The sequence below is a fragment of the Chryseobacterium culicis genome (assembly GCF_900108365.1).
In the GTDB taxonomy this organism is placed as follows: Bacteria; Bacteroidota; Bacteroidia; order Flavobacteriales; family Weeksellaceae; genus Chryseobacterium; species Chryseobacterium culicis.
On record NZ_FNWQ01000001.1, the window covers coordinates 557,100 to 570,606 of the forward strand.

The following is a 13,507-nucleotide window of genomic DNA, read 5'->3' on the forward strand; positions in this document are numbered from 1 at the left end:
TTAAAATCAAAAACATGAAAAATATTTTTAAAAATACCACTCTTATCTTAGGACTTTTCTTCGCAGTTTCTTTAAGCCTAACGTCTTGTAACAGAAGCGATGATGAAGCAGACGATCTTCCTCAGGAAGAACTTTCAGATGTTCTCTTAAGAGTAACAGATGTGGCTACTGGAACTCCTGTGGTTTATGATTATCAGGTGAACAGCACTACCAATCCTAATGTTAAGCTGATTAATGGCCATACCTATAATGTAGAAGTTATTTTCAAAAATGGTAATGAAGACGCTACTCAGGAAATTAAAGATGCAAAGGACGAGCACTTCTTAGTGTACAACTTCCCTAATTCTGATATTACGCTTACCCGTACCGATGATGCAAGCTCTACAAGGGGAGACGGAAACCGTGTGGGTCTGAAAACAAAATGGGTAGTCAATACCGCTGTAAAAAATGCTTCTGCACCTAGCCAGCTGGTTCTTACATTGTTCCATGAGCCGGTAACGGTTTCTGAAACTTCTGCTGCAAGTGGAAACGGAGTCATCTACGGAACACATACAGGTGGTGAAACAGATGCACAGGCTAACTATAATATTAGTAATTAATATACTCTTTAATCTTGTTTGAACCACCGGAATTTTCCGGTGGTTTTTTATTTAACAATATTTGGCGTTATAAGTTGATTTTAAATGGGTGATTTTCATAAAAAATTCATATTTTTGCAACCTAAAATTTTAATCAATAATGAAGGTTACCGCACAAAACCATGATGACGTAAGTGCATTGCTTACAGTAACATTGGAAAAATCTGACTACAAAGAAAAAGTAGAGAAGCAGTTGATTAATTATGCTAAAAATGCGCAAGTTCCTGGATTCAGAAAAGGGAAAGTGCCTTTGAGTATGGTTAAAAAACAATATGAAGCAGGTATTGCATTCGAAGAAATCAACAGACAAGTTTCTGATGCTTTAAACAACTATGTTAATGAAAACAAATTAAGATTAGTTGGTCAGCCTGTTCCTCAGCCAGTAAACGAATTAAATTACAACGCTGATCAAATAGAAGTTGCTTTCGAAGTAGGATATGAGCCTGAATTCACTATAGATTTAGCTAAATATGAAGCTCCTCACTACAAAGTGGAAGCTTCTGAAAAAGAAATCAGCAAGAGTATTGAAAACATGCAGAAGCGTTTCGCGGAGCAGGTTCCTCAAGATAAAATCACTAAAGATTCTTACATTGCTTTAGAAGTTTCTCAGGTTGTGGAAGAAGATGCTGAAGGAGAGCACCACCACCACCCAAAAAACCTTACGATTACTGCTGAAAACAAAGAAGCTTTCAAATTGGTAAAAGGTTTGAAAATGGAAGGGTCTGTAAAAGTAACGAAAGAAACTCTTGCAGGAGATGAAGAATTAGCTAAAGAGTTAGGATTCAGCAAGGAAGAAGTTGAGCACCTGCACCACAATGAAGTAGAAGTAAAAGTAAAAGATTTCTATACATTAAACTTGGCAGAACTTAACCAGGATCTATTCGATAAAGTATACGGAGAAGGAAACATCAAGTCTGAAGAAGAGCTTAAAGAGAAAGTAAAAACTGAATTAGACGAGTACTTCCAGCAAAATGCTGATGTTCACTTTGTGAATAAAGTATTAGAGCAGGTAACTGAGAAAGAAGAAGTAAAACTTCCTGAAACATTCCTTGTGAAGTGGTTATTATTCTCTAACCAGAATATCCAGTCTGAAGCACAGGCTCAGGAAATTCTTGAAGCTGAGAAAAATCAGTTGAGATACCAGATCATCGAAGGTAAATTGATGACTGATAACGAAATCAACCTGGATTATGCTGACGTATTGGCACAGGCTGAGCAGTTGGTGAAAAACCAATTGGCGATCTACGGAATCCACCATTTAGGGGATGAGGAAATCCAGAAATATGCTGTTGAAATGTTGAAAGACCAGGAGCAGGTAAGACAGATCTCTTCTGAAGTAGCAATGGCTAAACTGAAAGATGTAATTCTTGAAAAAGCCAGCAAAAAAGAAACTAAAATTTCTCACGACGAATTTTTAGAAGAACTTAAGAAATAATTATAGTCAGATATAAATATTCAAAAACCGCCATTTTTTGGCGGTTTTTTTATTATAGATCCATCCTGCAGCATAATCAGTCTGCGCAGTTCATGCACCAATCATCAGTCATTACTCATTATTTAATTTGTATGTCCGTCAATATTCCTATATTTACCCAATAAACTTTATTATAAATATGAAAAAGATCATCATTCCGTTTTTCTGTGCTGTGCTGTTTTCAGTGCCGGCAGCGGCTCAGAAAAAAGGAGCTGCTTCTCCTAAAACAGAAGCTGTACAATCAAAACTGACTCCTAAGGAAGTTATTGATAATTATTTCAAAGCTCTGGGAGGAAAAGATAAATTAGACGCCGTAAAATCTACCATTACTGATAATACAGTTGCTGTTCAGGGAATGGAAATCCAAATGACAACTAAAAAGTTAGGAAATAAGTTCAAATCTGTACAGTCTTTCATGGGCAAAGAAATGGTTCAGTTTTTTGATGGCGAGAAAGGTTATTTTGATCAGATGGGGACTAAAACAGATATTCCTGCTGACAAGATTGCTGAATTGAAAAAAGGAAAGCCGATTGATGCTTTAGCTTTTGATGCTTCTAATTTCCAGACGGTATCTACAGAAAAACTGGATGGAAAAGATTACAACGTATTGTCTTCAGACAAAGGAAAGTTTTATTTCGATGCCGGAACCGGTCTTTTGTATAAAACCAATGCCGGAGAGGGAAATGCAACCATTAAAAGTTATATGACTGTAGACGGATTACAGTTTCCTGCGGAAGTAGATGCCGAAGGAGGAGGCCAGAAAATGACCATCAAAACTACCAAAGTGGTAATCAATTCCGGAGTTACGGATGCTGATTTTAAATAAAAAATTACTTTTTAAGAAATAAAAACCGGGAATTTTCCCGGTTTTTTAGTTTTTTAATACTTTTAACTCAAATTTAACTACAAATTTTTAAGATACTATTTCTTCACTTATAAAGAATTGATACTTTTGGCACGTAAATAAAATCAATAACCATGAAAAAAGTATTATCTTCATTTGCAGTCATTTTCCTGATGTCTGCGAATACCTTTGGACAGAATATCCCTGTGGATCCGTCCGTAAGAATCGGTACCCTTTCCAACGGAATGAAGTACTACATCAAAAAAAATACCTTACCTGAGAAAAAAGTAGATTTCCGCCTGGCCATTAATGCCGGATCTATTCTTGAAGACGAAAATCAAAGAGGACTGGCTCACTTTATGGAGCACATGAACTTCAACGGAACCAAAAATTTTCCTGATAATAAATTAGTGGATTTTTTGCAGTCTATCGGGGTAAAATTTGGCCAGCACCTGAATGCTTACACCAGTTTTGACGAAACCGTCTATATGCTCCCTGTTCCATTGGATAAACCAGGAAATCTGGATGCCGGGCTGAAAGTAATGGAAGACTGGGCATTTAATGCCACTCTTTCTGACGAGCAGATTAATAAAGAGCGAGGAGTAGTGCTTGAAGAGTTAAGATTAGGTCTGGGACCGGATAAAAGAATGATGGATAAATATCTTCCAAAGTTTTTATACAAATCTCAATATGCAGAAAGGCTTCCGATCGGGAAAAAAGAAATATTGGAAAATTTCAAACCTGATGTAGTGAGAAAATTTCATCAGGACTGGTACAGACCAGATCTCATGGCAATTGTAGTAGTGGGAGACATCAATGTAGATGAAATCGAAAAAAAGATCAAGGATAACTTCAGTAAATATAAAAATCCTTCAAAACCCAGAGAGAGAAAATCTTTTGATCTTCCGAATCACAAAGAAACATTGGTGGCTATTGAAACAGACCCCGATGCTACCAATTCGATGGTACAGTTTATTATGAAAGATACTGAGGCCTATAAACCGGATGTAACGGTAGAGCAGTATAATCAGAGCATTATAGAAAACCTTTCAACCACCATGTTGAATAACAGATTGAGAGAGCTGATCAATTCTACCAATCCGCCTTTTACTTTCGGTTCTGTATACCACGGAGGTACGTATGCGAGAAGCAAAGAAGCTTTCCAGGGATTTGCCATGGTAAAAGAAGGAAACCAGCTGAGTGCACTGAAAGTTCTTTTGGAAGAAGTGGAAAGAGCAAAAAGATTCGGATTTACCCAATCTGAACTTGACAGAGCTAAATCCCAGGTGCTTTCTAACCTTGAAAGATCTTATAACAATAAAGATAAAACAGAAAGCGGAATGCTGGTAGATGAGTATGTAAGAAACTTCCTTGAGCAGGAGCCAATCCCTGGAATTGCATGGGAATATGAAGATACCAAATCTTTCTTGCCGTCCGTTACTCTGGCACAAACCAATGAAATCATCAAGAAAATGGTGAAAGATGACAGCCGGGTGATTGTGATGACAGGTCCTAAAAAAGATAATGTAAACATGCCGACAGAAGCAATGGTTCTGAATACATTTGATGCTGTGAAAACGGCAGACCTTAAGCCTTATGAAGAAAAGGAAACCATCAAAAATCTGATAAAACCATTCAAATCTGAAGGTAAAATTGCCAAAACAGAAACCGATGCCAAGCTAGGAACAACAACGTGGACCCTAAGTAACGGAGCAAAAGTTACGTTCAAGAAAACAGATTTTAAAGATGACGAAATTGTATTCACAGCAAGAAGTTTAGGAGGTACTTCTCTTATCCCCGATGCAGATTACAACAAAACACAGTTTGCATTTTCTGCCTTAACAGAAGCTGGAGTAGGGGGAATCTCCAAGGCAGATCTTACCAATTATCTTGCCGGTAAGCAGGTTGCAGTAAATCCTATGGTGGGTACTCTTTATGAAGGGGTTTCAGGAAGAACCACCCAAAAAGATCTAGGAACGGCCATGGAACTGATATATGCTTATTTTACAAGCTTAAATTACAATCCTGCTTCATTTAATGCTTACAAAGAAAAACAGTCAGCCATGCTGAGTAACCTGTTATCAAATCCTCAGGCTTATTTCTCTAACGAGCATGCTAAATTTATGAACCAGAAAAACCCTAGATTCATCGGGGTGTTCCCAATGGAAAAAGACTGGGCCAATACAGACTATAAAAAAGCATATGATATCTACAAAGATAAATTTGCCAATGCCGGAAACTTCCAGTTTTATTTCGTAGGAAATATTGACGAAGCTAAGTTTAAGGATCAGATTCTTCAGTATATTGCCAGCCTGCCTTCATCAGGAAAAACAACTACATTCAAAGATACAGGGTACAGAACAATAACTGGAGACTACACAAAAGTATACAAAAAAGGAAAAGATCCTAAGAGCATGGTATCTATCTCCTATAGTGGAGAAGCACCTTACAATGAAAAAGAAGCTTTGGCTCTTTCTGCCCTTGGAGAAGTAGCCACCATCAAGGTAATTGAAAAATTAAGAGAAGATGAAAGCGGTATCTACGGAGGCGGCGCAAGGGGAGGAATGAACAAAATACCTTATGGCACTTACAGCTTCGGAATCAATTTCCCTTGTGGTCCGGAGAATGCAGATAAGCTGACTAAAAGCGCCATTGCAGAACTTCAGAAACTGATTGACAATGGTCCGGAACAAAAAGATCTCGATAAATACAAAGAAGGAGAATACAATGACAATAAAACAGAACTTAAAGACAACATGTTCTGGATGAATGCTATTGCTAAAAATCAGTTGGACGGAAGTGATAAATATGCTATTCTGAACTATCAGGATAAAGTAAAAGCACTTACGGTAAAAGATCTTCAGGACGTTGCTAAAAAATACCTTACAAAAGGAAGAATTACAGCAACACTAATGCCGGAAGACGGCTGGGAAAAAGCTAAAAATGATGAGCCTAAAAAAGCTGAGACCACAACTGCAAAAGCAGGTGCTGTTAATTGATTTTTTTTACTTAAAATAAGAAAAACCGTTGTAGTTTACAGCGGTTTTTTTTGTTGATATGAATAATTTAATGCTGAAGTAGCCATAATTTCTGGCTAAATGAAGAAAATGTCTTATTTTTAATTAGTCTATTTTAAATAATTAGCGAATGTTTTTAATTAAAATTTAATTTTATCAACATAAAAGAAACAATTTATTTTCAATTTGTAATATTTAAATTTTTTAACGCGAATTTAACCGTTTGGCAGAAGCCGGCTGAGCACAGATTTGATATTTTTACCTGTCAAAAAATTAATGTAGATGAAAAAAGTATTATCTTCGTTTTCAGTCGTCTTTCTGATGGCTGCAAATGTTTTCGGGCAGAACATCCCTGTGGATCCTTCTGTAAAAATAGGTACCCTTTCCAACGGAATGAAGTACTACATCAAAAAAAACGCTCTGCCTGAAAAAAAGGTAGAATTCCGTCTGGCAGTCAATGCCGGATCTATTCTTGAAGACGAAAATCAAAGAGGACTGGCCCACTTTATGGAGCATATGAACTTCAATGGAACCAAACATTTTCCTGATAATAAATTAGTGGATTTTTTGCAGTCTATAGGAATAAAGTTCGGGCAGCATCTTAATGCGTACACTGGCTTTGACGAAACCGTTTATATGCTTCCTGTTCCGTTGGATAAGCCCGGGAATCTGGATGCCGGGCTGAAAGTAATAGAAGACTGGGCATTTAACGCCACTCTTTCTGACGAGCAGATCAATAAAGAACGAGGAGTTGTGATGGAAGAACTAAGATTAGGTCTTGGACCCGATAAAAGAATGATGGATAAATATCTTCCAAAACTTTTATATAAATCTCAATATGCTGACAGACTTCCGATCGGAAAAAAAGAGGTCATTGAAAATTGTAAACCTGATGTCATCAGAAAATTCTATAAGGACTGGTACAGACCGGATCTCATGGCGATTGTAGTAGTGGGAGATATCAATGTAGAGGAAATTGAAAAAAAAATCAAGGATAACTTCAGTAAATATAAAAACCCCTCCAATCCCAGAGAAAGAAAATCATTTGATCTTCCTAATCATAAAGAAGCACAGGTAGCTATTGAAACAGATCCTGATGCTACGGGTTCCGCAGTACTTTTTGCTATTAAAGACTCTGAGCTTTACCAGCCTGATCTAACTGTTCAGCAGTATGACGAAAGTATTGTGGAAGGGCTAATGAATATGATGTTGAACAGCAGATTGGCTGAATTGGTCAACGCTGCCAATCCCCCTTTTACTTATGGTTCCGTATACCATGGAGGAACCTATGTAAGAACAAAAGAAGCATTTCAGGCATCAGCCACTACTAAAGACGGTGACCAGCTGAATGCACTTAAAGTTCTTTTGGAAGAAGTGGAAAGAGCAAAAAGATTTGGATTTACCCAATCTGAACTGGACAGAGCCAAAGAACAGATGCTTTCTTCTTATGAATGGGCGTACAATAACAGAGAGAAGAACCAAAGCGGTGAACTGATTGATGGATACGTAAGCAATTTTCTAAGACAGGAACCCATTCCCGGAATTACCTGGGGATATGAACATATTAAAAAAGTTCTTCCAGCCATAAGCTTGACACAGACCAATGAACTCATCAAAAAGCTGGTAAAAGATGACAGCAGGGTGATTGTTCTTACAGGCCCCCAAAAAGATACGATTAAAATGCCGACAGAAGCCATGGTTTTGAACACTTTTAATTCGGTAAAAATGGCAGATCTGAAGCCTTATGAGGAAAAAAGTAAAGTTGAGAGCTTAGTAAAACCATTCAGATCAGAAGGTAAAATTACCGCTGCAGAAACAGATGCTAAGCTGGGCACAACCACCTGGACCTTAAGCAACGGAGCTAAAGTGACCTTCAAAAAGACAGACTTTAAAGATGATGAAATTGTATTTTCGGCAATAAGCCTGGGAGGTGTATCTGTCATTCCCGATGACGATTATAATAAAACAAAATTCGCTTTCGATGCTTTGCTGGAAGCTGGATTAGCAGGACTTTCCAAAACCGATCTCTCTCATTATCTTGCAGGGAAACAAGTGAGTGTAAGCTCTTATATCGGAGGGCCGGCAGAGGGGATTTCAGGAACAAGCTCAAAAAAAGATTTAAAAACAGCGATGGAGCTGATCTATGCTTGTTTTACAGACCTTAATTACAATCCTGAGGCATTCAACACTTATAAATCCAAGAAGTCTGCTATGCTTTCCAATGTAAATTCTGATCCTCAATATTATTTTTCCAATGAATATTCAAAGTTTATCAATCAGAAAAATCCAAGATTTACCAGTCTTGAACCTACTGAAAAGGATTGGGCAAATACCGATTATAAGAAAGCCTATGAGATCTACAAACAAAAATTTGCCAATGCAGGTAATTTTCATTTCTATTTTGTTGGAAATATAAATGAAGAACAGCTTAAGAAAGAGGTACTGCAGTATATTGCATCACTTCCTTCAACAGGAAAATCATCAGCATTTAAAGATACAGGTTACAGACCTCTGACAGGAGAATTTACAAAGATTTATAAAAAAGGAAAAGAGCCGAAGAGTCTCGTGGCAATATCCTACAGTGGAGAAGCTCCTTACAGTCAGAAAGAGGGCATAGCACTTTCTGCTCTTGGTGAAGTTGCTACCATTAAAATTCTTGAAAAACTAAGGGAAGAAGAAAGTGGAATCTACGGTGGTGGTGCAAGCGGAAGCTTTAGTAAAATTCCATATAGCGCTTATGATTTTACGGTCAATTTCCCTTGCGGTCCTGAAAATGTAGATAAGCTGATAAAAAGTACAATGGCTGAAATACAAAAATTTATAGATAAGGGCCCTGAGCAAAAAGACCTTGATAAATACAAAGAAGGAGAATATAATGAATATACTACAAGCCTTAAAGACAATGGCTTCTGGTTACAGGGAATTTCTCAGAATCAGCTGGATGGCAGTGATCAATATGACATCCTGAATTTCTTTGATAAACTACAGGCACTTACGGTAAAAGATCTTCAGGAGGTTGCTAAAAAATATCTTACAAAAGAAAAACAGATAGCCATCCTGATGCCGGAAGACGGCTGGGAAAAAGCTAAAAATGATATGTCCGAAAAATAGAAAACAAAAGGCATTATCTTTTATTTACATAAAAACCGCAGAGTACTCTGCGGTTTTTGTTATTAATTCAAATTCTTACCGGTTAAGAACCATATTCTTTTTTCCATTCTTCAGCAGCTTCGCTCAGAACAGTATAAAATTCTTCACCGTACTTTCGCGTCAATGGAGTCTTTAAAAACTTATAAACAGGAACCTGAAGCTCTTTTCCAAGCGTACAGGCATCGCTGCATACATTCCATTCATGATAATTCAAAGCAGTAAATGCAGAATATTCCGTCACACGAATTGGGTAAAGGTGGCATGAAATAGGTTTCTGCCAGTCTACAGCACCATCTTCATATGCTTTTTCAATCCCGCATTTGGTAATTCCTTTTTCGTCAAACGTTACATAAGCACATTCGCGGTTCTCCACCATAGGAGTAACATACATTCCGTCGTGCGGATCAGTAGTCCATGTTCCCTGTTCTTCCAGGGCTTTGATTCCTTCCTGAGTAAGGTAAGGCTTTATCTGATCAAAAATACTGTCCAATATCTCCAGCTCGTTTTTATCCAACGGAGCTCCTACATCTCCTTCCACACAACATGCACCCTTACATTTCGAAAGGTTGCAAACAAATTCTTCGGAAAAAATTTCCTCAGAAATCAATTTATCGTCTATCTGAATCATAATTTTTTAAAATAAATCAAAAACTGTACCCGCTTTAAAGGCCAGTAAACTAACAATAATAAGCCATAAGCTGGCCTCCTGCATCCAATATTTGGGTAAGAATCTCAACATTCTGCTCAGAATAATGCTTGAAGGAAATGCCAGAAGCAGCAGATATTCATAGCTCTTATTCATGTAAAGAATGATGGAAATTAGCTGAGCTACAGAAAAGACCAGCAGAAAGGTGTACTTATATCTGCTTATCGGGCTTTTCTTATTGTAATTTTTAAAATGGTCATACACTGCATATATAAGCATCAGTACCACAGGGATCAGTGGTAAAAGCTCCGTATAATCCGTTACTGGTTTCATCTTTCCAAAAGGAAAGTAATCCAGATTCCAAGAGGTAAACTGAACGAAATACATCACAGAAAAATAACTGAAGGTAATCAGAACAATCCCCAGCAGGAATCTGAAAATATTCAGTCCGATCTTGGCAGACGTTGCAATCACGTGAATGATCACAAAAACAGCCATAGGCCACGTAGTAGGAAGGAAAATAAAGTTGAGCGCCACAATAGCTCCTACCAGTACATATGATTTCTTCCGGATATCTTCATCTGCGCTCGTCAGAAGGAGAATTAAAAACGAATTGGTAAGCAGTGAAACCGCAATTCCTATATCCAGATTTCCGGGATAAAGCCCAAAAATGAAAAAAGTGTATAAGAATAATGGCAGATGCGTCTGATAATTAAGGGCAATACTGTGAAAACAAAAATATCCCAAGGCAATTCCCAGAAAAGTTATTCCGGCAACTATAGCTTCGTAAGTGTTGAAATTCAGTATGTTAAATATTACGACTACTAAAAGAAGAAAACCAATATAAACAGGAATTGAAAAAATATTGCTTTCTTTTGAAAGTAATTTAAACATTTTTTATAAATTTGTACAAAGTTAATTTAAAAAAGGAAAATAATGACGTCTTTCTTTCTATTCTTAAGCAAAGTTTTCAAATGGTCTTTCGGTTTCTTTGATGCTTTCGGTAATGTTTTAAACTGGATTCTGTTTTTAGTTTGCTGTGTACTGTTCACTTATTGGTGCTATGTACTGGTGGTTACACTTGGTGGCGACAAAGATAAAGACTATTATTCTCCAACGGAAGGTAAGCATCCTTACTACGATCCGAATATCTACAAAAAAGAAGGTTAATTAATTGGTTATATAGTAAAAAACCGATCAAACAATAGGTTTGATCGGTTTTTTTATTACTAACGATTAAAATTTTCTTTTTCTTAGTCGTGAATTGGAAGTACCAGCACAGGAATATTTGAGCTTTTTGTGATTCCTTTTGTTAAGCTTCCCACAAATACATCATAAATTCCGCTTCTGCCATGTGATCCCATCACAATGTAATCCGCATTTTTTGCCTTTGCATGCTCCAGAATAATATCTTTGGCAAGTCCTTGTTTTAAAAGGTGCTCGCAATCAATATCATGACTGATGATTCTCTGCTCAATTTTATTGAGCTGCACCAGTTCCTCTCTTATCTCATTGGCTTCTACTTCAGGAAAATATTGAAATCCCATATCACCAATGGCAAAACCAATATCTGAAGGTGCCACGTGGATCAGGTAAATTCTGCCGTTAAGCTGTTTTGCAAATTTTATGGCACCGTCTACCAGTTGGTCTGTCTTGTCCCCAAAATCTACGGGTAATACAATGTTTATCATAACCTCTCATTTTGTTACCTAAAGATAAGAAAAATTTGTCATATTCTATGTTAAATAACTTATAATATTAATATGAAAACCGCACAGATACTAAGATTATCATGATATAGCGATGATATCTCCATTACGATTTTATATTGAAAAGCAAAGAATAATTATCAGATTGCTGAATGGGTAAAGTCTGATAATAAGCCAGTTAAACATCCGGTTATACAAGCTTGTAGTTGTTTATAAAATACATTAGATACTCATTTATATTGTAATTTTTTACTATTTTATCAATACTACTTTAACCTTTTACTTTTCATTTCTCAAGTTACAGGGTACCCGATGTTTTACAAAACTAATTCCTTTTTGATCAATTTTTGGAGAGTGAATCTTCAATTAGGGTATTACTTACATATTATATTGCCTTTTTTTAACTCTATTTTGAGAGGAGAAAATGCTGTCTTGAAAAAAATCTATATTTTATAAATCATTGTTTTTGAGTGTTTTAATTATCGTTTTGCAGGGTGAAAAAGATTGTTGTATCTAAGTAGGGGCAATTGTTTTGTCTTCGGGACCTGATTGGTTTAAAATTGCACCAACACTTTAAAAATTATTTATATAATAATCTGAGCGATTATAATTAAAAGATGAAAAAATGAGAAAAATGAAATTATTTTTACCATTCAGTTTTTTTTCAGTAGCTGTATTTGGGCAGGTCGGAATCAATACCACAAACCCTCAGGGTATCTTTAATGTTGACAGTGGAAAAGATAACCCTGTTAGCGGAGTTCCTACGACAGCACAGCAGGCTAATGATTTTGCCATAACCTCTACAGGAAGCGTCGGAATTGGTACGGTAGCACCTGATGCATCAGCTATTTTAGATGTAACCTCTACAAATAAAGGAATATTAGCTCCCCGAATTTCTTTATCTTCAGCAACAGATGTAACTACCATTGCTAATCCTGCGGTAGGATTACTGGTATTCAACCTCGGTACCCAGCCGGGTCTTAATTATAAAGGATATGTTTTCTGGAACGGAACTGAATGGAGAGCCCTTGATAACTCTTTTCTGACAGCAGGAACTTTAGGTGCTATTGACTGTGACGGAGCTGCACTTTCCCCTAATAGTTATACTGCCGGAGTTCCCTATACTGGTACCATGAGTGTTTCTTACACCGGAGGAAACGGAGGTACTTTTGGTGCCCAGACAATAGGACCTGTTAATGGGCTTACCGCTACATTAGCATCAGGCAATTTCAACAATGGGACAGGAACACTGAATTATACAGTGTCCGGTACCCCTACGGTTTCCAGCCCGGCAACTACTACTTTTCCCATAAATATAGGAGGGCAAAGCTGCAGTGCAACAGTGGGAGCAGGAAACTCAATTTCTATTGGAGAGGAAATCTACTGGTCTGGACAAGCCCCTGGTAATATAGGAGCAGGAGGGACCAATACAACTGCAAACGTTGCCACCAATTATCTAAGTAATTATGCAGCAAATGTACCAGTAGTAGATGGGATGAAATTTGATTTCTATTTTATTGACACTGTTGGAGGTCCGGGATCTATTTCTGGAATCCCTCGTTTGGTGAACGTGTCAGGTGGTAATATAAAAGTTAATTTTGCGGCGATGTCAAGTGCTGAAAATTATGGTTCAAATAATATCATATTGGGACCCGGCAATTTCATTAACCTTGATAACGGTATTTATAACAGCAACGGATTGAATATGACTACAAGCAGCACCCCTGCAAGTTATACCAATCCTGCAACGAACCATACAGAAATAGAAACTGTAAATCTTTGGGTAAATAACCATTGGTACAGAGCAACTTATTATCCGGTCATAGATAACAATAATACAACTTCTGCAACTGACGATATCAGAAAAATAGCGATTTCTGTGCAGAGACTTAAATAACATTTTTCATAAGACCTTTGCTATATTCAAAGGTGTTTCAGAAACTGATTTCAAAAATGATTATTGGATTGAGAATTACTTTCATTTGACTTCATAACATAAGATCATACTCTTTTTTTTACAATTTTAATA

At 37.0% G+C, this 13,507-nt stretch carries 10 protein-coding genes; 7 read left to right on the forward strand and 3 right to left on the reverse strand.

Features of this window, described 5'->3' with window-relative positions; all coding sequences use genetic code 11:
- Nucleotides 1–14: 14 nt before the first annotated feature.
- The 5 genes from BLW74_RS02460 (at nt 15) to BLW74_RS02480 (ending at nt 9,084) form a co-directional block, all read left to right on the forward strand.
- Nucleotides 15–599: a hypothetical protein gene (locus BLW74_RS02460; RefSeq protein WP_089689867.1), complete on the forward strand. Its 585-nt coding sequence runs from the start codon at nt 15–17 to the stop codon at nt 597–599.
- Nucleotides 600–738: 139 nt separating this feature from the next.
- Nucleotides 739–2,073 carry a trigger factor gene (locus BLW74_RS02465; RefSeq protein WP_089689868.1) on the forward strand — a complete coding sequence of 445 codons (1,335 nt, stop codon included), beginning with the start codon at nt 739–741 and terminating at the stop codon, nt 2,071–2,073.
- 178 nt (nt 2,074–2,251) lie between these two features.
- On the forward strand, nt 2,252–2,938 hold the full coding sequence (locus BLW74_RS02470; protein WP_089689869.1) for a hypothetical protein: 687 nt from the start codon (nt 2,252–2,254) through the stop codon (nt 2,936–2,938).
- Nucleotides 2,939–3,090: 152 nt separating this feature from the next.
- On the forward strand, nt 3,091–5,955 hold the full coding sequence (locus BLW74_RS02475; RefSeq protein WP_089689870.1) for a M16 family metallopeptidase: 2,865 nt from the start codon (nt 3,091–3,093) through the stop codon (nt 5,953–5,955).
- A 300-nt stretch (nt 5,956–6,255) separates the two neighbouring features.
- Nucleotides 6,256–9,084, forward strand: a complete 2,829-nt coding sequence (locus tag BLW74_RS02480; RefSeq protein WP_089689871.1) for a M16 family metallopeptidase — start codon at nt 6,256–6,258, stop codon at nt 9,082–9,084.
- 82 nt (nt 9,085–9,166) lie between these two features.
- Here the strand turns inward: BLW74_RS02480 and BLW74_RS02485 are convergent, their stop codons facing one another.
- Entirely contained in the window at nt 9,167–9,751 is a 585-nt protein-coding gene (locus BLW74_RS02485) for a DUF3109 family protein (protein ID WP_089689872.1), read from the reverse strand.
- A 6-nt stretch (nt 9,752–9,757) separates the two neighbouring features.
- Nucleotides 9,758–10,663 carry a DUF6427 family protein gene (locus BLW74_RS02490; protein WP_089689873.1) on the reverse strand — a complete coding sequence of 302 codons (906 nt, stop codon included), beginning with the start codon at nt 10,661–10,663 and terminating at the stop codon, nt 9,758–9,760.
- Nucleotides 10,664–10,705: 42 nt separating this feature from the next.
- Between BLW74_RS02490 and BLW74_RS02495 the strand changes: the two genes are divergently transcribed.
- The gene (locus tag BLW74_RS02495) at nt 10,706–10,939 is read left to right on the forward strand and encodes a DUF6341 family protein (protein WP_089689874.1); all 234 of its coding nucleotides are present in this window, start codon (nt 10,706–10,708) and stop codon (nt 10,937–10,939) included.
- A gap of 83 nt (nt 10,940–11,022) precedes the next feature.
- Here BLW74_RS02495 and BLW74_RS02500 read toward each other — a convergent pair whose 3' ends face one another.
- Nucleotides 11,023–11,460 (reverse strand): universal stress protein, encoded by a 438-nt coding sequence (locus tag BLW74_RS02500; protein WP_089689875.1) that lies wholly within the window; start codon nt 11,458–11,460, stop codon nt 11,023–11,025.
- A 652-nt stretch (nt 11,461–12,112) separates the two neighbouring features.
- On the opposite strand from BLW74_RS02500, the gene BLW74_RS02505 reads away from it, so the two are divergent.
- Nucleotides 12,113–13,375, forward strand: a complete 1,263-nt coding sequence (locus BLW74_RS02505) for a hypothetical protein (protein WP_139265682.1) — start codon at nt 12,113–12,115, stop codon at nt 13,373–13,375.
- The last annotated feature ends 132 nt before the right edge of the window (nt 13,376–13,507 follow it).